Below are 21,807 nucleotides of genomic sequence, written 5' to 3'. Positions count from 1 at the left end.
AAGGCGAGAAAGCTTAGTTGTCGCCTTAACTTGATCATTATTCTTAATAAAAAATTTGAGCATAAAAAAAGGGTAACAGCCAAAGCCATCACCCCAAAAAGAAAACTAGCAAGCTAGTTTTCGAGAATAAAGAAGGTTAAAAATATCCTAATGCTTAAATCCTCGCTTATCACTATTTTTAGTGAATTAGATTAAAGCTGAAATTAATATTAAAAGTTATAAATAACACCTTTAAATAAATGATAAAACTGATCATTCAAACTGAAATTTTAAAAACGGTAAAACCTTTTCGATAAAAACGATAAAAGTTTTCAATCAAATTTACTAATGAAAAGTATCCATTAATTTAAATCGCTAATTAACTCGGTAATACTGGTTACTGACTTTATTTGCTCTAAATGAATAAGTTGATCTAACAAGGTGTCAGCTTTATCAAGGGGCATTTTGTCTTTTACGCATGCTTTAAACTTGTCAAAGAATTCCGCTTGTGTGAAAGGTTTTTCAGGGTTGCCTCTGGCAAGATCATTCTCTAATAAGATCACCTCACCATTATTTTTCAGTATTTTAATCTTGACGGGAGCAGTACCAATAAAGCCCAGCTTTTCTAGCTCTTTATCCACTGACATATTGATTTTGCCCATCATGTCTTGCACTCTGGGGTCTTGAATTTTTGCTTCAGTAAATTCATCCAAGGTGATTTGACCATAAATAAGCGCACAGGCTATGGAATACTCGATCGAAAAGCGAGCTTCAACCGGTGTTTGTGGTTGATGACATACAAGCTCTTTCGGGCCCAATAAACTTACACCACAATGGATAGAAGCGATTTCCTGCCAAGTGATTTTCTGGCTTTCAACCAGGGCTAATATGCTATCGCAAGCCGGGTGATTACCACTGCAATTGGGATACTTTTTATAAGCATAACCTTTAGTACTTAAATCCCAACTCGCACCGAATAAAATAGGTTTAGCCATACGGCGTGCTTTTTCTGCTAAGGCTTGGCTGGCATAGCATTGAATAAACCCATCAACGCCTTCTAGCGCCGTACTTGAAGAGGTAATCCCGCTTTGGGCAAGGCTAATAGCTTCTAGCCCTGCCTTTGCCGCCATACCTGCATGATAAGGTTTAGCTTGGGTACCAAAATTACTTCGAATCCCACCACTTTTTGATAAAGATAAGGCCAGTGCACGTGTTGTTGTCTCTTGATCTAAGGCCAATAACTGACAGGCCGCCGCAGCTGTCCCTAGCGCATAAAAAACCCCTGTCGTGTGCCAACCGTTTTCAGAGGTTTCAGGCATCATCAGGTCTGCAACTTTATGGGCGACTTCAACCCCTGCAATATAAGCTAAAAGTAGTGCTTTACCCGAGCTCTCTTTTTGTTCTGCTAAGGCCAAAAGGGCGGGTAAGATAACCGTTGTTGGGTGGCCGATTGTGGCCCAACTGGTATCGTCAAAGTCTAAAGCATGGCCTGCTGCCGCATTCACTAAGGCTGCGTGCTCGACATCAAGTCTAGCTTCACTGCCAATGACACACGCAGAGCTTCCCCAACTTCTTTGTTTCGCCCAATTTAATAGGTTTTGAGCAACGGCTTGATCACTGCCAGGAATAGCCACCCCAATATAATCAAGCACAGCATATTTAGCTGTTTGTATCACATCTGCTGGAAGTTGTTCATAGCGAATCCCTTCTAAGAAGCGTGACGCTTGTATTAGAAGTGGCGCTTGGGTGCTCATTTTTCACTCCTTCGCTTAGTGCTATAAAGTTGGTTAAACTTCTCTGGCGAGGTCATGGTCAGTGGCGATAGGTAACGTTCTGCTTCCGTTGGCGATAAAATGCCTGATTCGATGACGACTTGCTTGATAGTCTTCTTTTCTGCATCGGCTTGTTTAGCCAATTTAGAGGCAGTTTGGTAATCAAATAAGGTTGCAATAACGGTTGAAAGCGCGAGCGAATTTTCGGCATCTTGCTGACATTTTTCTGCGTTTGCCTTGATGCCATCAATGCATTTGCTGGCCAATAAAGGCATGCAAGCGCCTAATAAATCACAAGACTCTGATACGCAATTTAGTATCAAAGACTCCCATACGTTTAAGTCCAGCTCACCCTCACAAGCACGGGTGATAGCCAAATCATTGCCGAGTACTCTAAAGTAAACCTGCATAGCCATTTCTGGCATCACAGGGTTGATTTTACCCGGCATAATAGAAGAGCCAGGCTGTACTGCAGGGATGGTTATCTCCCCCAATCCCGCTCTTGGGCCGGATGACATTAAGCGTAAGTCACCTGCAAGCTTATTAAGGTTAAGGGCAATGGCCTTAATAATGGCTGAGACTTTTATCCAAATATCTGCATTTTGTAGACCGTCGAATAAATTGTGCTCAACGGTCCAGCGGGTTTGAGTTACCTCTTCAAGGGCGCTAAATAAAAAGCTTTTATAACCTGGGAAGGTGCCAAACTCGGTGCCGACAGCTGTGGCTGAAAGCGGTAATTCTAAGCAGGAGGCTTTAATGTCATGCAACTCGCTAATCATTCTTTCAAAGCCATTACGGTAACCACTAAACTGCTGACCTAGGGTCGTCGGTAGGGCATCTTGAAAGCAGGTGCGTCCTAACTTAACGACGTCATTAAATTCGGTTTCCTTTTTCTGCAAGGAAATAACAAAGTTGGTCAAAACGCTTTCAAGATCATTTAAGGAATTAAATACCGCCATCTTCATGGCCGCTGGTATAACATCATTGGTCGATTGACCCATGTTGACATGGGTGTTCGGGTGAACTTGATCGTAACCCTTATGACCTGTCATGATCTCGTTAGCGCGATTTGCTAACACCTCATTGATATTCATATTGGCCGATGTGCCGCCGCCGCCATGATAAATATCGACGACAAAATTAGCGGGATCAGGGTTTGCTAGCATTTCATCTGCAGCCTGACAAATGGCTTTACATAAGTTCTCATCCAGCACTTGGGCTTTATGATTTGCCATTGCCGCTGCTTTTTTAATCTGAATAATACTTTCGACAAAGCTGGGTATGTTTGAAATGGTTTTGCCAGAAATATCAAAGTTCTCTTTTGCCCTTAGGGTTTGAATACCGTAATAAAGGGTTTCTTCTAATTGGCGCTCGCCTAGTGCATCATGTTCAATTCGCATTATTTTTCTCCTAACCTAGTGCCACAATTCGCGTTCTTCAGGGCCATAAAGACGCCCTTGAATACAGATATAAATTCCCGCAGGAGCATATTGAGCCGCCAAGCAAGCTGCGCCTAAATTAAACAAACCATCACTATAGGTGAAGCCATCAATCGGGCGTAAAGAGCCCGTTAAAATCACGGTCTTTCCGGCATAACTTGCTTTGTGCTTTTGTAAAAAACGTCCTAAGTCAAACAAGGTGAAGGAGCCATGGGTTAATACAATGGCCTTGGTCTGGCTATTAACAATGGCTGCCAACATATCCTCTCTGTCTGAGGTGGTCATTTCACGGCTGTCTTTCATGCATACCTGACTAAATTGGTATGCATCTTTATCAAGCGCACAATGTTGCTCTAGGTATTTTGGCAATACACTTTGCTCAAAACACAGGGGCCCACATTGGTCTGGGTCATAGTAAGAATCTATGGTACCGCCTGTTGTAATTAGGTGAAAATTGATTGGATTAGTCATATAAACTCCATTAAAGCCCAGTGATTAGGCGAGGCAACCAAAGTGCCAATTCAGGTATAAAGGTGGTTAGCATCACAACCGGTAGATAGGTCAAAAATACAAAGACCAGAGTCGGTTTGATGATTTGAGGTAATTTGACGCCACCTATAAGTGTGCCGAAATAGAGTATGGGGGCAGTAGGTGGTGTGATTAATCCCATGCCTAAGTTAGTCCCGATAATGGCGGCAAAGTGAACAGGGTGTACGCCAATTTCATTCATAACAGGTAATAGCAAAGGGGCTGCTAGCAAGATGCCCGATACATCTTCCATGAACATACCGATTAATAGCAGGAAGAGATTGACCAGTAAAAGCAATAAAATCTTGTTGTCTGTAATGGCTAATAGACTTTCTAAAATTTGCTGAGGCACATCTTCAAAGGTCAATACGCGGGCAAGCATACTGGCACAGAAGATGACTAACATTAAGACAGCCGTCACTTGTGCTGCTTTCCAGACAGCCTCGTAAAAAGAGTTCCAAGTCATCTCTTTATAGATCCAAAATGCCACAGGTAGAGCGTACATAACGGCAACCGCGGCCGCTTCTGTTGGTGTCGTAACACCCCCATAAATAAAGCCTAAGATGATTAAAGGCATGGCTAAGCCAAAACCCGCACGACGAGTTTTTAAAAAGATATTTTGTCTCGCTTCTTTAAAACTCGGCTTGTCTTCAACGACCAATGGCATATTGCGAGTCAGGATATAATTCCAAAAACAGAATAAGCAGATTAATAAAATAGCGGGTATAACAGGGGCCAAAAAGGCTGCGGTAATAGACGTGCCTGTTACCCAGCCATACAAAATCATAGTGGCGCTTGGCGGAATAAGTAGCGCTAACACGGCCGAACATGACACTAAGGAAGTGGCATAGCCTCTGTCATAGCCTTTTTCGACCATGCGCGGAATCATGATAGAGCCAATGGCAGCAACAGCCGAAGACGCCATGCCAGAAATGGCACCAAAGATGGCGGTGGTTACCACAGTAACGATACCCAGCCCTCCTCGATAATGACCAAACACACTATCCGCTAAGTTCAATAAGCGTTTGGCAATACCACCATTGGTCATGATGGAGCCAGCAAGGATATAAAGGGGGATAGCTAATAACACCATAGAGGATGTTTTGCTAAACCCAGAGGTAATAAGAAAAGACGTACTGCCGTACTCACCCATAACAATAAGAAATAGGGCTGCTGCAACAAATGTCAGTGCAACAGGGACCCCTATTACCATTAAGGTAACAAGCAGGGCGACGTCCCAGAGAATAATGGAACTCATGGTGAATATCCTTGATTAAGCTTTGTGTTTAATAAAGTCAGTGCAGGCTTCGATGACTTCGATGAAAAAATATAAAGTCATTAGCAGCATGCCGACTAGCATGCCACCGTAGACCCAGGCCATGGGAATACGTAGCTCAACTGAGCGAGTGTCAAACTCTAGATTGAATTGCACTATCTGCCAGGTTTCCCAACATAGATAAGCGCAAAGTAAGGTAGAAATAACACGGGTTAAAAAGTGAGCGAAATCAACAAATAGACCGGGCTTAACTAAGGTGTCGACTATGCTGGCAGAAATATGTTCTTTTGCATGAGTGCCATAGGCAGCCCCGATAAAGTACATAACAGCAGCTAAATAGCTGGCGCTCTCTTCAATCCCAAAAATGGAATAGTTGAAGATGTAACGACTCACTACTTGGACAAAAACAAGTAGTGTAAAAGCAATACTGATACCAAAAAGTACCCAACGCTGTAAGCGAAGTTTGAATTGCCAAAGTGAGGTTAGAGGGCTGACCGTTTTCATATTTTTAATTGTAGTCGCAGTCATAGCAGCGAACCCTTGTATTAGGTGGTACTTCAAAAGTGCTTCTACTTGTCGATCAATAAGAAGCACTTTTGTAAAGCAAATGACTAAGTACAACCATGGGCACTAGGCCCAATGGTGTACTCAATAACCCTGATTTATTTACTGTAGTAAGCGCTTAGTTTTTGGAAAAGTTCATCGCCAATTTCATCTTTGATATTTGGCCAAACATCTTTACGAATCGCATCAGAAAAGACTTTCATCTCTTCATCAGAGAAGGTAACAACCGTCACGCCAGCGTCCGTTAACTGTTGGCGATAGTCGATATCTGCTTGTGCTACACGCTTAAAGCGTTCTGCGGCCATATTAGTGGCAATGTTCTGGATAATGGCTTGGTCGCCTTTATCCAGTGTGTTGAACTTTTTGCTATTAATGATGAGAGAGTTAACTTCGAAAAAGTTATTGATTTGTAACCAGGTTTTAACAATACCGTTCCAATCACGTACGGCATTTTCTGGTGTTCCACCTATCATGCCGTCAATCACGCCAGTTTGAACCCCAGTGTAAAGCTCGGCCCAAGGCATGGTGGCTGTGTTATAACCAAGACGCTCAAGTACAGGGCGCTGAGTACCCACACCTGATGGCCAAACACGGATTTTTAGGTTTTTATGTTTTGCATCTGGGTTAGCAGGGTTTGTTACATTAGAGCTAACCGCCATGCCACCCATACCCACTGCATAAGGTGCTAGCATGGTGATGTTTTGCGGTTTAAGTAGGTCATTGACGACATCAAAGATAAAGCCACCATCACTCCATGAGGTTTCCGCTTCGTCATAGGTTGATACAGAGTAAGGGAACCAAGAAATATTCAAACGTTTGTCATACTTGGTCGAAAAAGACTGTACAGCGGCATCGACAACACCGTAGCGAATAAGCTCATAGACTTCTTCAAGGTCACCTAGCTGGTTTGCAGGGTAAACTCGAACATTAACGCGGCCTTCTGTTTTAGCCTCAACACGCTTGGCAAACTCTTTTGACCAATCATCTTGCTCTGATCCCGGTGGAGCAGGATGAGAAAGACGCAAGCTGGTTGCAGCAAAACTGCTACTTGCTGCTAAAGAAATTGCACCAGCGGTGACGGCTACCATACCTAGTTTGAAGATTTGTTTAATTGGGCTGCTCATGGGACTACCTCGGTTTAATTTTATTGTTTATTCTAGTTGTCCGCCAAGACATATGAGATGCACTCACTACCTGACTAAAGGCGTCTTGGGCAAATCCATTGAACGCCCTTACAAAAGTAAGCTCTACTAGCATCGGGAATTCTAATTTTAAGTATTACTAGAGCCGATGTTAGGTTCGTCTCTGGTAATAATGTCTAAAAAGGCTTGTTACAACCTAACGCCTTGGTGGGTAAACTAATGTTAGAAGTGATCAGTAAATAGGCAATACAAAGAAGGTCTAAAAGCCTTAACTTTCTTTAAATAAAATGAGCAAGGATGATTATGTACATTGAATCAGAAGCACAACTTAGAGAGCTCTATGGCTTTGCAAAAGGCAGAGCAAAAGACAAACAACTGGATGCATTAGAAAAGCATTCGATTAACTTTATCGAGCATTCTCCCTTTGTCACCTTATCCAGTTATGCTAAATCAGGTGCGTTAGATTCATCGCCAAGGGGCGGTGAGCCTGGGTTTATCAAGGTGATCAATAACAACTGCATCATCATCCCAGATGCAAGAGGGAATAACCGTCTTGATACCTTGGTGAACCTTCTTGAAACAGGCAATATTGGTTGTTTATTTCTGATCCCTGGTGTGGATGAAACTTTAAGAGTCAATGGCACAGCGCGTATTTCGACCAGAGAAGATTATTTGAGTCTCTTTGCTTCCCATCAAAAACCACCTATCTCATGTATCGAGATCCAAGTGACAGAGGTCTTTTTACATTGTGCTAAAGCGCTAATGCGATCTGAGCTTTGGTCTGAAGACACGAAAATTGAACGCTCTAAGCTGCCGACCATGGGTAGAATGATGCATGATCAACTTAAGATAGATGAAGAGCCAGAAAGCCAAGAGGCCATGATCGCCCGATATAAGCAGGGTCTTTAAAGCACAGACAAGGGATAAGGCAAATGAGCAGGGCTAGACGAGATGCACTAGATGAATTCCTCTCATGATACCTTAAGCCTTTTGCGTGGTAATAATTTAGAAGTGACGTAAGCTTGTCGTCCGCTGAGAGTCACCATAAGTTATTCTCTGCGCGTTACTTCTATTATCCTTCGGAGCGTTTGACAAAGTGAACAAAGTGTCCCCTTTGGCAGTTTTGCCATTTCTCGTATTTTTAAGTCTTTTTATTGGTAGCGGGCTTTATTATCAAAGCTTAGGTACTGATTTTGCCTTCTATCAAATCAAAGCCCCGGTGGCGATTTTACCCGCCATTCTGATTGCCTTTTTTATGGTAAAAGGGCCTTTCAATAAAGCCCTAGATACCTTTATTAAAGGAGTGGGCGATAACACCATTATTACCATGGTACTTATCTTTTTATTAGCGGGTGCTTTTGCCAGCGTAATGAAGTCGATAGGGGCAGTTGATGCGACGGTTAACTTTGCCTTAGCAAGTGTGCCTAGTAGTTTTGTTCTGCCGGGTTTGTTTATTATCTCTGCCTTTATTGCCACCGCCATGGGTACGTCAATGGGTACTATAGCTGCTATTGCACCCGTTGCCTTAGGTGTGTCTGAGGTCAGTGATATCGAGCTAGTGCTCGCTATCTCAAGTGTAGTGGGTGGTGCCATGTTTGGTGACAACCTATCTATCATTTCAGATACCACGATTGCGGCAACCCGCACCCAAGGTTGTGAGATGAAAGACAAGTTTCGTATGAATGTGAAGCTTGCCATTCCAGCCGCACTCATCACCTTGGTTGTCCTTTATTTTGCCGGTGCCGATAGCCAATTAGCCGATGTGGGCGACTATGAATACATCTTGATTTTGCCTTACCTAGCGGTATTAGCTTTGGCCGTTTTGGGTATCAATGTTTTTGTGGTGCTTTTTAGTGGCTTGCTACTCGCTTCGGGTATTGGGTATTTCCACCAAGAAACCTATGGCATTGCCAGCATTAGCCAAGATGTGTATGCAGGCTTTGGTGCCATGCAAGAAACCATGCTCCTATCTTTGTTGATAGGCGGTCTTGCTGCTCTCATGCGAAGTGAAGGTGGCCTAGCTTGGATCTCAGCCAAACTACAAGCCTTGGTAAGTAAACTTGCTGATCTAGGTTTAATGCAAACCAAAGCCGGTGAGATCTGTATTGCCTTGCTCGTCGCATTAATGAACTTTGCGACCGCGAACAATACCATTGCCATTCTCATCTCAGGGGCCGTAGCAAAAGAGATTGCCGAGAAATACCAAGTCAGTGCTGCCAGAAGTGCGAGCTTACTGGATATTTTCTCTTGTGTGGTACAGGGCTTGATTCCTTATGGCGCGCAAATTCTATTGGCAAGTTCTATCGCCGCTATTTCGCCTTTTGCTTTGGTTTCAAGTATCTACTATTGTTGGGCTCTTGCGATTATTACCTTGTTCTTTGTTCTGTTCTTATGGCCAAGGGAAGATAAGCGCTAATCGGTTTTATCACTAGATGCATTTAGGGAGAGGGTATGTCTGAGTATTATGCTTGCGTGCAATGGCACAAAGGTGAAGATGAAAGTTTTATCGATAACCAATATAGCCGAGCACATCAATGGCATTTTGATGGAGGCCTGAGTGTGCCTGCATCCTCTTCTCCTCATATCGTGCCTTTGCCCTATTCGGTTGAAGCGAATGTCGACCCAGAAGAAGCCTTTGTCACCTCTTTGTCGAGCTGTCATATGCTTTTCTTTTTATCTATTGCCGCTAAAAAGCGCTATCTGATTAATGAATATAAAGATGATGCTATAGGTGTGATGGAAGAAGACGAAGAGGGTAAAATTGCCATGACCAAAGTCACCCTTCGACCTTATGTGGCTTTCTTGGGTGAGCGTCAACCAAGCCTAGAGCAACTTGAAAAGATGCATCACCAAGCTCACGATCTTTGTTTTATTGCGAACTCAGTGAAAACCCAGATCGAAACCCAAGTGCGCTTGTCTTTGGTCTGAATAAAGTAAGAAAAAAGCGAAGATCGCAGAAAGCAAAAAGGGAAGCCAGTGGCTTCCCTTTTTTATGTCGTAAGACGTGCTTAAGCGGGTGTCTTCTCAGCAATATCCATAATCACTTTGAAGAAGTCTTTCGCTTGGTGCGGCCCTTGGATAACGTATTGATCGTTAATCACATAGGTCGGCGAGCTATCGATTTCTAGCTTCTTAAATTGCGCTAGCTTCTTCTCAACTTTCACCTTAGTTTCTTCTGTGAAGGCATCTTCAATCGCATCTTCATCAAGGCCAGCCTGCTTACCAATCTCAGCTAACACATCCACATCACCTATGTCTTTGGCATCGCTAAAGTAAGCGTGGAAAAGCGCTAACGCGAGGTTAGTACCAAGCTTCTTCGTATTGGCAATATGGATAAGCTGGTGGCTTAGGTAAGTATTAGGGATAATAGCCTTATCGCTAAAGTTAAACTCTATGCCTTCTTCTTTACCTACTTGCTGCAGCGCGTGATCCGCTTCGTTGAGTCTTTCTTCACTGCCAAAACGGCTAGTCAAATATTCGATTCTGTCTTGTCCTTGAGTAGACACTTCTGGGTGTAACTCAAGGGGCTGCCAGCGAATATCAAATCGATAATCATCACCTAGTTGCTCCATCGCTTGTTTTAAGCGTGAATAACCAAGGTAAGCCCACGGGCAAACGGTGTCACAAATGATATCGATACGAAAATCAGCCATACGGCCTCCAATAGTCTGTTTCTTTGCGACGCTTTATACCTTATTACGCGAGGGAGTGTTAGGGCTTAGAGTGAAAAAAATTGGAAATTGTGGATTGGGGTCAGAGGAGGGATAAGTGAGCCTCGTCAAATTTAACAGATTTTATCTTTGTATCGGTTTTGTCTCGGGTGTAAAATCATATAGAATCAATGAGTTATAAAGTAGTGAAACAATGGTTTTGTTACTGATTAAGCAGGGATTGAAATAAGGCGTATGTACGTTTAGCCAGGAAGGTGTTTAGTTGATAAGTAACCTTTCCTTTTTAAATCTTATCTAAAAAAGAGTGATGTGACGTTTTGAGTGCGGTGGATAAGTCGGACAAATCGAGCGTGTGTATTATTAAAGTTTTAGGTGATCACAATGAAGTACTTTGCAACAGGAATAGTTCATCCAGAGAGGGCGGCTGTATCATTTAGTAAAGTGGGGATGAAGATAGAAGGTGGTGGCGAAGTTGTTGTGCAATGTGATGCATCTCAACTCACAGTAAGTCTTGATGTTCCGAGTCTAGACGGTTGGATTGCAGCTCATATTACAGCGGAAGATATTGCGAATATTATAGTCGGAGCTCTAGGTTTCTCACTTGGGTGTGGTTATACAGTTGAAATAGTACAAATTACTGAAGAAGATGGAACGCCTCATGTTTTTGGCGTTCGCCCTAGAGGTGAATCTCCTAATGAACATCTAGGATTTGATCCTCATATACCTACTTTCAATGCAGCATATCGCCTTGCTGGGAGGGATGTTTTTTTTAGGCTGTCAGTACGTGATTACCTGAATGCCATGACTGATACAAAAGATTGCGCTACGTATTGTTTTAGAGCAATAGAAGGAATAAAGTCTTCTTTTAATAGCTGGGAAGATATGCATAAGGCACTAGGAACTGATCGTTCCGAGATAACAGAATTAGTAAAGAATTATGCTGACCCTGTACGTCATGGAAATTGGGTCTCAGCACCTATTACGAACTCGAAAATTAGGTGGAAAATGCTGGCTATTACAAAAAACGTATTAGATAAGTATTTGCAATATGCCGGCGAATACACTTAATAAGCACATCAAAAACCGCTCCAAAAGTTTTATCAGGACTAAGTTTAGTTTTATTAGGACAGTCACTCCGAGTTAATATTTTTACGCCGATTTCTTTTAAAAAGCTTGTCTTGATAATCTAAAATGCCTGTTTTAGTAATCTTTGTATCAATTAAATTCATATAAAAATGGTGTAGTATTAAATGGTAAAATCAATAACCGTATTATTTTTAAGTTTTATTTTTATTCCTAGTTTATCGCTTGCGGGAAGCGTTTCGCAGGTTACGTCTAAAGTAAGCTATATACGTAACTACACAATAGAAGAGCATAAAGGTCTAGATATACAAGTTAATTTTGATGTTGAGTGCCCTGGTAGTAGCAGTGGTTTCTACCTTGAAAAATCGGGTGATTCTGAAACGGCATTATCTTTACTTTTAACTGCATTAGCAGCAGAAAAGGAAGTCGTTATACATTACGAAGCTAATCACCAACCTAATTTTGCTAGTGCTTTAGATTTTTGTAGGATTTATTCTGTAGGTTTAAAGAGGTAAGTGAGTTGTCATATTGAAGGTTGTTTTTACATAGTATTATTATCAGGAAAGCCTCTCCAATTTGACCTTCTTTTATTCATCATTAAGATGGATGTTTTTATGATTTTTTTAAGCTGTCCATTAGCAAGGCGTTATATGATTAATAGGGTTCATTAATGATTGGTAGTTGTTTCTGTGAAAATGTTAAATTCGAAGTTAATGGGGTAATGCCAAAACTTTATCAATGTCATTGTTCTATGTGTCGTAAGGTTACGTCATCCACATCAAATACTGCGTTTATTATTCCTAAAGAAAATTTTAACTGGCTATCAGGAACTAGTGATATTAAAACTTATCAGAAACCAACAGGTTATCGAGTTGATTTTTGTGCATCTTGCGGCTCTACAGTACCAAATATGTATCGCAATATTGAGTTCTGGGTTCCCGCAGGTCTTTTAGATAATGCCTTAGGGTTAGAGATAAGTAATCATTTATGCGTATCATCAAAAGCAAGTTGGGACGAAATCTCGGATAAAGGAAAGCAATATGATGGTGTGCCTGAGCTGCACCACATAATAAGCCATTCAAACGGACACTAAACAGTTGGATAGTTTCGTTTCTCGCAATTGTAGCCAACAATTTATCGCCTCTAAGCAAGGCGTTAGATTTTCTATGTAATTGGAAAATACTAATGAGACACCCATTCCAATAAGAGGGATTTTATGAAGTTATCAGAGTTACAAAGCTATATTAAAATGGTTGATCACAAGTTTTAACATGGCTGTCCATTTAATTTCCGGTGGATAAATCGGACAAATTGAGCGTGCGCATTATTAAAATGTTATGTGACTAATATGAAATTTGAACATAAGAAAGTAGAACCAAGTAACATTGATTTTCAGACTCTTGTAGCCGAATTGAATTCATCGCTCCGAAATATAACGAGTGACTCTGGTGAAAGCTCGTTTGTATCTGATGATTTCGATTCATTGAAAGATGGATGCTTAGTTGTATATCAAGCTAATATTGCAGTAGCTTGCGGCGTATTTCGATACCACGAATTCGAAGTTTGCGAGCTTAAGCGAATGTACTCTAATAAATCTGGCGCCGGTTCCTATTTGTTAAAACAGCTTGAGCTCTACGCAGTAGAAAACGGTTATAGGAAAGCAGTCCTATCGACACGTAGGATTAACTTAAAAGCGGTGGCTTTCTATCAACGCCACGCTTACTTAGAATCAACAGCGTATGGAAAATATGTGGGTGTATCACGTTCAATATGCTTATCAAAAGTTCTAGTCACACAGTACTAACAGGACACCCTTAACAATTTGATCTAATTCCATTCATGGTCTAGTTTTATTGAATTCACTCAAGGATGAGGAATCTAATATGCCTAAACCACGTAAGACTCTAATACAGTACTAACAGGACACCCTTAACAATTTGATCTAATTCCATTCATGGTCTAGTTTTATTGAATTCACTCAAGGATGAGGAATCTAATATGCCTAAACCACGTAAGACTCTAATAAGTTTGCAAGACACCACTTATTATCACTGTGTTTCCCGCTGCGTGAGACGTGCTTTTCTGTGTGGTACCGATGAGGTAACTGGTCAAAGTTATGAGCACAGGCGAGGCTGGATAGAAGATAAAATCCTCTCTCTTACTGCTATTTTTGCGATAGATATCTGTGCCTATGCCGTTATGAGCAATCACACCCATTTAGTTCTTCATGTCAATACTGAGAAAGCGAATAACTGGTCTATCAGGCAGGTAGTTGAGCGTTGGCATCGTTTGCATAAAGGCACGCAATTCACCGAAAAATATTTAGAAAACAAGGGTTTGGCTGATTTCGAATTAGCCTCTGTTTATGAAAGCTGTGAAAAATACCGTGAACGCCTTTGTGACATCAGCTGGTTTATGAGAGAGCTGAATGAGCCAATTGCTCGTATGGCCAACAATGAAGACAAATGTACAGGCCGATTTTGGGAGGGCAGGTTTAAGTCACAAGCGTTATTGGACGAGGCAGCACTTGTGTCATGCATGGCATACGTCGACTTAAACCCTGTTCGCGCCAAGATGGAAGTAACACCAGAAACCTCAAAGCATACGAGTATCAAAACGCGTATCGAAGTGGCCAAAGCGAATCAAACTCAACCAAAAACTTTATTTCCCTTTATTGGCTATGAAAGAGAAGATCAACCAGAAGGGTTACCTTTTAAACTCATAGATTACCTTGAATTAATCGATCTCACAGGCAGGATCATGAGAGAGGACAAAAGGGGGAGTATTGATGTTTCTCTAGCTCCTATTCTTCAACGAATTAATCTCACATCTGAGCAATGGTTAGAAGTCACAACGGGGTTTGAGAAACACTTTAAAGCAGCAGTTGGTTCAGAAGCTTACTTAGCTGAGTATTGTGAACATACGCAGTTGCAACGGCGATCTGGATTAGGTGCTTGTAAGCGACTTCTTTCTTAGGTTTAGCTCACTAAATTCAGTTCTATTTTAATTAAACCTTAATATCGTTAACGCGAGGGTTACTCGTGGCTTCAGTTTGAAATTCACTGATAATTCTTTGTAATTGAGCTTCGATTTACAGGTTTTTCTTCCTTCTGATAAATAAAATACAAAAAAATGGAAAAGTGAGTTTCATTCAGATGAAGTTGTTTTTGATCTCTTTTAAAATGGATGTCTTATTAAAACTGTTAAATTAATTAAGTAGATGTGACGTTTTGGGTGCGGTGGATAAATCGGACAAACCGAGCGTGCGCATTATTAAAATGTTAGAATTACCTACATACTGGAAGTATAATCGATGACGATAAAAACAATTGAATGTGATGATTGGACGGACTTTAAGTCAAAGATAGTCGATGATCTTTATGACAACGGACGTTTTAAAAAAGGAAAGTTTTTGTTCCGAGGACAAGGAGGTGAAAATTGGTCATTAAGCCCTTCTTTTGACCGCTGGTATCATGGTGAGCTTAAAAATAAAGTGAACACAGCGAAAAGCCTTCTTAACCAATTCATAAAAGAATGTGAATTGGAAGATCTTACTGATGAAGTGAGAAATAGTGAAATTTTAATGTTAAGCCTTGGTCAACATCATGGACTCCCTACTAGGCTTTTAGATTGGAGTGAAAGCCCATATGTTTCTGCTTTCTTTGCTTTTAGTAGCCACATACGTGCTACAGAAAACTCTGGAGATAAAATTGCAATTTGGGTTATAAAAACTGAAGATCCTATTTGGAACTCGGAATTTGGTTGTGAGATAGTAAATGTTCCATCTTTTGGCAACGAACGCATAAAAAATCAACATGGAAAATTTACCTACCTGCGAACTCCACAATCTTCGATTGAGGAATACGTTGCGAGTTATCCAAATGATGGTGAATTAATCAAATATGTAATACCAGCGCATAATGCAGTTAACGCATTAGCTGACTTAGACTCAATGGGGATCAACTTCTCAAGAATATACCCAGGGATATCAGGAAATGCTATGTCAGCTCAAGTTAGAGTATTAGCTGGCCTGTAATTCTAACAAGTTGCTTAAACGGACAAAAAACAGCTGGCTTTTTCTCGTTCCTCGCTAATTTTAGCCAGCTATTTTGTTGCCGCTTAGCAAAGCGTTATAGCGCAAAAACTATATGAATATAGATTTGAGTAAGATTACAACTGAACGGGAGCTTCATGAGCTATTGGCCAGATGCCTATCCTTTCCTAGTTTCTATGGCCAAAATTGGGATGCTTTCTGGGATTCAATTTCTGATTTAGTGTCTTTGCCTGAAAAGATTATTTTTACAGGTTCTTCTGCTTTAAAAGATCGGCTCCCATCTTCATATGAACAGCTTAAAAACTGCTTCAATGAATTGGCAGAAGAGCGCCCAGATATTAACTGCGCTGTTTATTGGGAATAGCCCTATAACAATGCGCTCAAGCTTAGGACGCAGTAAACTGCGCTGCTTAGCATGAGCGTTAGAACCCTTTCAAAGCAATGGAGTATTTAATGGAAAGTGGCATTTTAGATGTCCTATTTAATGGGAATAAAGAAATATTTATAGGAGTATTAACGGGCGTCATTAGTGTTCTTGTTGCTTTACCTATGTTCAGGATACTTGAGAGAAGAAAGCTATTCTATTCTGAAGATTCAGGAAGGGATATTGAAGATAGAGATCGACTAAGGATACTTGAAAAAGAGGTAGTAAAACTTAGAAAAGAACTATCCAGTGACCTCCTGAAAAATGCATCTAAGCTCATAGATCAGGAAGTTTCCGTGTATTTATCGGAAAATCTTGAAAGAATGGCAAATGAGCAGTTGAAAGATACTGGTGTTATCGAAAAGCAGTTGTTTGAACAATTGGAAAATCGTGTTAACGAGCGAATTGATAACTTTCTGTCTTCAAAGTCAGATGAAGACTTTGCTGCATCAAAACGAGAAAACCACCTCATTCATAGAAGAGAATCTGTAGAAAAAGAACTTTATCATACTGTAGAACAAGAGAGGAGAAGTGCTGGCTTGTTGAAAAGTGTAATGATCAACCTATTTGTAATTGTTAACTTTGGATTGATTACATTATATCTACTAAAAGGAGCTGATATTTCTCAATATGGTGCTATTTCGTTGTCAGGTCTTTATGTCAGCCTTGCTGGTTTTATTATTTATATCTTCCGCGCTTCAAATTCGAGAACGTCAGTTCTTCTTGCTATAAAAGAAGACCTTAAAAAACAAAACTCCGCAATGGAGTACGTTGAAAACTCTAAGCAGTCAGGTTCATTAACAGAGCACGATATAGAATTTATCCGTATGCTAATGACAAACCATTCTGAAAGGGAGAAGAAAATAGACCACCCCTATGAGATGGTTCTTAAAGGTGTATCAGGTACAAATATCCAATTCAAAGGTGGGAAAATGGCTATCGCGGAGAAATCGGGTTCTAACAAGTAGCTCAAAAGGACGTAAAACGCTTGGCTTGCGCTCCTTCGTCGCTAATTATAGCCAAGCACTTTACGCCTCTTAGCTAGGCGTTGGTATGACTCCCCACGTCAAGCAAAACGCAGAGATCCTTGCTAAAAAAATAGCCATAAATTCACTTTCTTTAAATAAAGTGAGTTAACGTACAGAATGAAGCAAGTATATTCGTCGGTTATCATGCTGATATTCGTGGATTACTTGTTTTTGCAAGCAGCGCCTACCTTACTTTTTTCGTCGTGGCACCTGTCTTCAGTCTATGTTCGTGGATCAGTTAATTTTCATCAACTGCCATCCTAACGCCGTCGGTGGTTGTGCCACACCCGATGCTTGATCCCATACGCTAACTCAACAACTTTTATCATGCAGGCACTCTCGATAACCGTAATTTCGGTTCAACTGGTGTCAGCACTATTTCACGCGATATTGCCCAGATGTATGCAATCATTTCCCGTGCTATAGCTGTGACAATCACATTGTAATGTTTGCCTCGGCGCAACATGGTTTGATAGCGACGGCACAACCTAAGCTGTGCTTTCCAAGCAATGTCGACAATGGTTTTTCCTAGATCTTCTTGTCGTAGCTGCAGTTCTGTTGATATGTTCGCTGCGTAGCGATAAGTATGCGCACCTTCAACCAGCAATCGCCTTGCGCGACTGTTACCGCACTTGGTGATTGCACCTATGCTGCGCTTGCCACCACTACTGTGTTCACTAGGCACAAGCCCAAGATAACTCATGAGCTTTCTTGGGTGATCGAAACGAGTTAGATCCCCTAGTTCTGCAACAAGGCCAGTTGCGACAAGTAAACGTACACCGCGCATCGCTTGGATCGCTTTTACCACAGGGTAATAGCGCCAGTTTTTAACATGATGCTCTAGCTCATTATCAAGCCGTTTTAATCGGTTCATACGCTCAGTAATGGCTTGTATGTATTCCTGCAAAACAATCTGTTGAGCAGGGTACGGCAAGATCAATTCGGTTAACCAGCGTAAATGTTGTTTCGACCAATTGTCTTTTACTTTTGCAGTGACATTATTACGTAGTAGCAAGGCTTTGAGCTGATATTTACCGTCTTTAAGATCTTTCATTGCTGTTTCTCTGGCGCGGGATAAGTCGCGTACAGCTTCATCTTCAGGTTCGGGCACGTAGATTGCCGTGAGATCTTCTGATTTGAGTAACTTAGCCAGATTCATTGCATCCCGTTTGTCTGTTTTAATTCTATCGCCAGGCTTCTTAGGAATAAGCGAAGGGGCGATCACATAGCAACAATGGCCAAGCGATGTGATCAAGCGGTAGATCCAATAACCGCAAGGACCTGCTTCATAAACGAAGTGTAATGTTGCATCAGGGTATTTTGACTCAAACTGCCTGACCAGCTTTTTAACTGATTGTTTAGTGGATGGATTTTTTCCAAGATGAATTGGTTTGACACCCCGCACATCTTCGATATAAGCGACTTCAATAAACGATTTGTGTGTGTCCAACCCAATAAAAACGATGTTATGCTTAGCCATGCTAGTCTCCAGTTTTATATTTCTGACGAATATATTATGGCTCTGGTTTTTAAAACTAACCCACGATGTTGGAGGCTAGCTCCTCAACGAGTGGGGAGTCATTATGTCTAGATTTTCTATGTAATTGGAAAATACTAATGAGACACCCATTCCAATAATAGGGATTTTATGAAGTTATCAGAATTACAAAGCTATATTAAAACGGTTGATCACAACCCACAGTTAGCCCACAAGTATTTTCTCAAATTGATCGAGGAAGTCGGTGAGCTTTCTGAATCAATTAATAAAGACAAAACAGGACAACCGGAAATTTCAGAGCTTAAGGGAAGCATTGCGGAAGAGCTGTATGATGTTCTCTATTATGTATGTGCTTTAGCAAACATGCATGGCGTTGACCTAGAGAAAACTCATTTTCTCAAAGACGAGTTAAACAAGGTTAAGTTCGGTGGATAGTTCAGAAGCTAGGTAGCTAAGCCTAGCTCATTTGCTCGCGTCAGAATACTAACAGCATAGCCACTCCAATTTGATCTAATTCCATTCACTATCTAGCTTTATTTGATTCACTCAAGAATGAGGAATCTAAAATGCTCTCTTTTAGCTTTTTTAGGTAAGCGCAAATACCTTATTCGTCTTCTGTTCTTTTTTAGATAAGTGCTTATTATCACTGCGTTTCTCGTTGTATTTTCTATTAAAAGGCGCGTGCTTTTTATAGGAGCACACGCACTTGGTGCTGCAAGTTGGCACTGAAGAAGCAAATAATTGATCCTACCTAAATAAAAGCATCATCTGTGCTCTAAATAGAAGTGCACCACCTATAATTTTTAATTCGCACTTTCTAGGTTAACACGACCTAATTTTTCTGATTACACCTATGTTGCTAATTGTATAAATTATACAAGGTGTCATATCCAGGTAATACACATGATTTAGCTTTAATGGTGTGACTCTGTACTCACGTGCTGTGCCTTATCATGGCGTTAGGGTTTATAAAGTAACGGCCTATGGTATGAGTGAGTTACAGCAGAACATTCAAATCAAACAATTAAAAGAAAGGAATCAGTGAATGATCAGACTTAAGCAATGCCGAGCGATCGGTTTAGTCATTGTCGGTGTTTTATCAAGCTTACTATCGGGCCAAGCGTTGGCAGAAAGCTACGTCTATTTAACTAACAATACCATGGAAACCTTGACGCTCAGTACTCAGCAAACGGGACATGACAATATTCGTCATGGGGATCAGTGGCAGCAATTAGCTGCTGAAGTGCCACCATTAGGCACGGTTAAGTTTCTGCGTTTTAATCGTGACCAAGGCATTAAATGGGGAAAAGAATATATTTTTACAACAGCTGTTAATGGTGCGTCACAGCCAGTTTATTTAAAGCAAAAATTGCTCGGCACCCAGACATTTAGCAAAATGTGGCTCAGTGGTCAGGATGATCCATGGCACTATGATCGCGACATTCATCGTGTGTCTTTAGTTGATCAGCAACAAGTTTTGGCATTTAAATCTTCTTCAGCCAGAGTTTCAGGCGATGATATTCACTATGTGATCCACGAGAAATTTAATCAATCAGACAAGTCTCAATATTCTAATGAACTCAATGTACTGACTTACAACACCTGGGCATTACTGCCGCCGCTTGCCTCTAAAAATACGAGTGATAGGTTAGACACTATCGCTGAGTATATGACCCATTATGATGTGGTTGTCTTTCAAGAAGTGTTCGACCCCATTTTAACGGCGAAATTCAGAGCAAAAGTCGCGCAGACTTACCCCTATATGACCCAGATCCCATGGCAAGTGGGTAAGATTTTGACAGGAGGTTCATTTATTGCGAGCCGCTGGCCTATCGAAGCCCAAGACGCAGTAGTCTATGACGCATGTCGAGGAGATGGGTGTTTGGCTGCTAAGGGGATGAATTATGCGAAAATAAGAAAAGGCAGTAATGTGTTTCATATCTTTGGGACCCACACGCATGCGTATGCCAGTGAGCAAGATATCACGGTTCGTTTTGAGCAATTGGCACAGTTGAAACGCTTTATTGAAAGCAAGCAGATCCCATATCAAGAGCCTGTGATTATGGCGGGTGATTTTAATGTGGATAAGATTAACTATCCGCAAGAGCATTTAGACTTTTTAGCCTTGTTGAATGCTACAGAGCCTGAAGCCACTGGCGCTTATCCATATTCATACGCTGGCCCAGTTAACATTTATGCTGATGAAGCCTTTAATGAATACTTAGATTATGTTTTATATAGTAATGACCATATTGCGCCTTACGCTTCAGAAAATAAAATGCTGACACCGCGTAGTATCGACAGCCAGCATTGGCAAAGCTGGGATTTGTCTGACCACTATCCTGTAGAAGGGCGTTTTGCATTTCCATTGACTCCTGAATACATGCTTTTCTAAAAAAGCTTCGCAGCACACAGTAGGCTAACTGTCGGGCGAAAATTTGGGAGTAAAGGGCGTTAATTTTGGGTGGGGGTTATTAAGCGATTAGCCTGAGTACGAATTCTAATCGGTAACTCTAATCGACCCCCCCATCTTAATATATAGCCTTTTACACGATTGTCCTTTTAAAACTTTTATCCGTACAAGACGTATTACGCTTTCTATGGGAGAATAGCGCCTTTAATTTCTCTTCAATTTTAGATAATAGACCTAGATAAAAATGAATTTTGACGCAGCTATTTTTGATATGGACGGTTTGCTGCTCGATACCGAGCGAGTATGTATGAGGGTGTTTAAACAAGCATGTGCGGCACAAAATGTCCCTTTTCTAGAAGATGTCTATTTATCTATTATTGGCTGTAATGCAGCCGGTATTGAGCAAATATTACGTGATGGTTATGGGGCAGGGCTTGATTATCCTACCTTACATAGTGAGTGGAAAGAGCGTTATAAGGCGATAGTGATGCATCAAGCTATCCCTGTTAAAGAGGGGGTTGTTGAGCTTCTTGAATGGTTCAAACATCATAATATTGCGTTAGCCGTTGCGACTTCCTCTAATCAAGAGGTTGCTTTGGTCAAACTTCGCTTAGCCAAACTTGATCATTATTTTTCAACCATCACAACTGGCTGTGAAGTTAAGTCTGGTAAACCTGACCCTGAAATTTACCTATTAGCCGCAGAACGATTAGCGGTTGAGCCTTCTCGATGCCTTGCATTTGAAGATTCAAATAATGGAACTAAGGCTGCGGTCGCAGCAAATATGGAAACGTACCAAGTGCCTGATCTTGTTAAGCCTTCAGACGAGATTATCGCCCTTGGACATGAAGTTTATCCTTCGTTGTCCCATGTGCTGCAAAAATTAAAAGAGGTTGTATTGCCTGATTTTATTAACTGATTTTATCGAGACATTCA

General features: G+C 41.1%; 22 protein-coding genes. 14 read left to right on the top strand and 8 right to left on the bottom strand.

From position 1 onward, the window contains the following. Nucleotides 1–341: 341 nt before the first annotated feature. The 6 genes from MED121_RS01665 to dctP form a co-directional block, all read right to left on the bottom strand. On the bottom strand, nucleotides 342–1,733 hold the full coding sequence (locus MED121_RS01665; protein WP_009831848.1) for an MmgE/PrpD family protein: 1,392 nt from the start codon (nucleotides 1,731–1,733) through the stop codon (nucleotides 342–344). Beyond that, the gene (locus MED121_RS01660; RefSeq protein WP_009831847.1) at nucleotides 1,730–3,151 is read right to left on the bottom strand and encodes an aspartate ammonia-lyase; all 1,422 of its coding nucleotides are present in this window, start codon (nucleotides 3,149–3,151) and stop codon (nucleotides 1,730–1,732) included. Before MED121_RS01660 ends, MED121_RS01665 begins: the two co-directional genes overlap by 4 nt. Before the next feature lie 15 nt (nucleotides 3,152–3,166). Further along, nucleotides 3,167–3,661: an asparaginase domain-containing protein gene (locus tag MED121_RS01655; RefSeq protein ID WP_009831846.1), complete on the bottom strand. Its 495-nt coding sequence runs from the start codon at nucleotides 3,659–3,661 to the stop codon at nucleotides 3,167–3,169. Nucleotides 3,662–3,671: 10 nt separating this feature from the next. Continuing rightward, on the bottom strand, nucleotides 3,672–4,976 hold the full coding sequence (locus MED121_RS01650) for a TRAP transporter large permease (protein ID WP_009831845.1): 1,305 nt from the start codon (nucleotides 4,974–4,976) through the stop codon (nucleotides 3,672–3,674). A gap of 15 nt (nucleotides 4,977–4,991) precedes the next feature. Next, entirely contained in the window at nucleotides 4,992–5,522 is a 531-nt protein-coding gene (locus MED121_RS23510; RefSeq protein WP_050764512.1) for a TRAP transporter small permease, read from the bottom strand. 134 nt (nucleotides 5,523–5,656) lie between these two features. Further along, the gene (gene dctP, locus MED121_RS01640; protein WP_009831843.1) at nucleotides 5,657–6,682 is read right to left on the bottom strand and encodes a TRAP transporter substrate-binding protein DctP; all 1,026 of its coding nucleotides are present in this window, start codon (nucleotides 6,680–6,682) and stop codon (nucleotides 5,657–5,659) included. 321 nt (nucleotides 6,683–7,003) lie between these two features. On the opposite strand from dctP, the gene MED121_RS01635 reads away from it, so the two are divergent. The 3 genes from MED121_RS01635 (at nucleotide 7,004) to MED121_RS01625 (ending at nucleotide 9,628) form a co-directional block, all read left to right on the top strand. Next, nucleotides 7,004–7,609: a pyridoxamine 5'-phosphate oxidase family protein gene (locus MED121_RS01635; protein ID WP_036178501.1), complete on the top strand. Its 606-nt coding sequence runs from the start codon at nucleotides 7,004–7,006 to the stop codon at nucleotides 7,607–7,609. 196 nt (nucleotides 7,610–7,805) lie between these two features. Continuing rightward, complete coding sequence (locus MED121_RS01630; RefSeq protein WP_347372374.1) at nucleotides 7,806–9,116, top strand: Na+/H+ antiporter NhaC family protein; 1,311 nt, start codon at nucleotides 7,806–7,808, stop codon at nucleotides 9,114–9,116. Nucleotides 9,117–9,151: 35 nt separating this feature from the next. After that, a complete protein-coding gene (locus tag MED121_RS01625) occupies nucleotides 9,152–9,628 on the top strand; it encodes an OsmC family protein (RefSeq protein ID WP_009831840.1) in 477 nt (158 codons plus the stop codon). Between the two features lie 80 nt (nucleotides 9,629–9,708). Here MED121_RS01625 and MED121_RS01620 read toward each other — a convergent pair whose 3' ends face one another. Next, nucleotides 9,709–10,353 (bottom strand): DsbA family oxidoreductase, encoded by a 645-nt coding sequence (locus tag MED121_RS01620; protein ID WP_009831839.1) that lies wholly within the window; start codon nucleotides 10,351–10,353, stop codon nucleotides 9,709–9,711. A gap of 399 nt (nucleotides 10,354–10,752) precedes the next feature. Here MED121_RS01620 and MED121_RS01615 point away from each other — a divergent pair, with 399 nt between their 5' ends. The 8 genes from MED121_RS01615 (at nucleotide 10,753) to MED121_RS01580 (ending at nucleotide 16,900) form a co-directional block, all read left to right on the top strand. Further along, nucleotides 10,753–11,439: a hypothetical protein gene (locus tag MED121_RS01615; protein WP_009831838.1), complete on the top strand. Its 687-nt coding sequence runs from the start codon at nucleotides 10,753–10,755 to the stop codon at nucleotides 11,437–11,439. 182 nt (nucleotides 11,440–11,621) lie between these two features. After that, entirely contained in the window at nucleotides 11,622–11,969 is a 348-nt protein-coding gene (locus MED121_RS01610; protein ID WP_009831837.1) for a hypothetical protein, read from the top strand. 155 nt (nucleotides 11,970–12,124) lie between these two features. Further along, on the top strand, nucleotides 12,125–12,547 hold the full coding sequence (locus MED121_RS01605) for a GFA family protein (RefSeq protein WP_036178496.1): 423 nt from the start codon (nucleotides 12,125–12,127) through the stop codon (nucleotides 12,545–12,547). A 255-nt stretch (nucleotides 12,548–12,802) separates the two neighbouring features. Continuing rightward, nucleotides 12,803–13,258 carry a GNAT family N-acetyltransferase gene (locus tag MED121_RS01600; RefSeq protein ID WP_009831835.1) on the top strand — a complete coding sequence of 152 codons (456 nt, stop codon included), beginning with the start codon at nucleotides 12,803–12,805 and terminating at the stop codon, nucleotides 13,256–13,258. Nucleotides 13,259–13,452: 194 nt separating this feature from the next. After that, on the top strand, nucleotides 13,453–14,430 hold the full coding sequence (locus tag MED121_RS01595; RefSeq protein ID WP_009831834.1) for a transposase: 978 nt from the start codon (nucleotides 13,453–13,455) through the stop codon (nucleotides 14,428–14,430). A 337-nt stretch (nucleotides 14,431–14,767) separates the two neighbouring features. Beyond that, entirely contained in the window at nucleotides 14,768–15,490 is a 723-nt protein-coding gene (locus MED121_RS01590; protein ID WP_009831833.1) for an FRG domain-containing protein, read from the top strand. Nucleotides 15,491–15,614: 124 nt separating this feature from the next. Next, a complete protein-coding gene (locus MED121_RS01585; protein WP_207382764.1) occupies nucleotides 15,615–15,872 on the top strand; it encodes a barstar family protein in 258 nt (85 codons plus the stop codon). An 89-nt stretch (nucleotides 15,873–15,961) separates the two neighbouring features. Next, complete coding sequence (locus MED121_RS01580; RefSeq protein WP_116371547.1) at nucleotides 15,962–16,900, top strand: hypothetical protein; 939 nt, start codon at nucleotides 15,962–15,964, stop codon at nucleotides 16,898–16,900. Between the two features lie 385 nt (nucleotides 16,901–17,285). On the opposite strand, the gene MED121_RS01575 is transcribed toward MED121_RS01580, so the two are convergent. Then, entirely contained in the window at nucleotides 17,286–18,440 is a 1,155-nt protein-coding gene (locus MED121_RS01575; protein ID WP_009831830.1) for an IS110 family transposase, read from the bottom strand. Between the two features lie 168 nt (nucleotides 18,441–18,608). On the opposite strand from MED121_RS01575, the gene MED121_RS01570 reads away from it, so the two are divergent. The 3 genes from MED121_RS01570 to MED121_RS01560 all read left to right on the top strand — a co-directional run bounded on the left by MED121_RS01570 (nucleotide 18,609) and on the right by MED121_RS01560 (nucleotide 21,790). Continuing rightward, on the top strand, nucleotides 18,609–18,893 hold the full coding sequence (locus MED121_RS01570; protein ID WP_009831829.1) for a MazG nucleotide pyrophosphohydrolase domain-containing protein: 285 nt from the start codon (nucleotides 18,609–18,611) through the stop codon (nucleotides 18,891–18,893). 610 nt (nucleotides 18,894–19,503) lie between these two features. Beyond that, complete coding sequence (locus tag MED121_RS01565; RefSeq protein WP_009831828.1) at nucleotides 19,504–20,853, top strand: sphingomyelin phosphodiesterase; 1,350 nt, start codon at nucleotides 19,504–19,506, stop codon at nucleotides 20,851–20,853. 262 nt (nucleotides 20,854–21,115) lie between these two features. Then, nucleotides 21,116–21,790, top strand: a complete 675-nt coding sequence (locus MED121_RS01560) for an HAD family phosphatase (RefSeq protein ID WP_009831827.1) — start codon at nucleotides 21,116–21,118, stop codon at nucleotides 21,788–21,790. Nucleotides 21,791–21,807: the final 17 nt, after the last annotated feature.

The sequence above is a fragment of the Marinomonas sp. MED121 genome, from assembly GCF_000153025.1.
Taxonomy (GTDB): domain Bacteria; phylum Pseudomonadota; class Gammaproteobacteria; order Pseudomonadales; family Marinomonadaceae; genus Marinomonas.
Note: the sequence above shows the minus strand (reverse complement) of the source record. Positions and strands in the feature narration are given on the sequence as shown.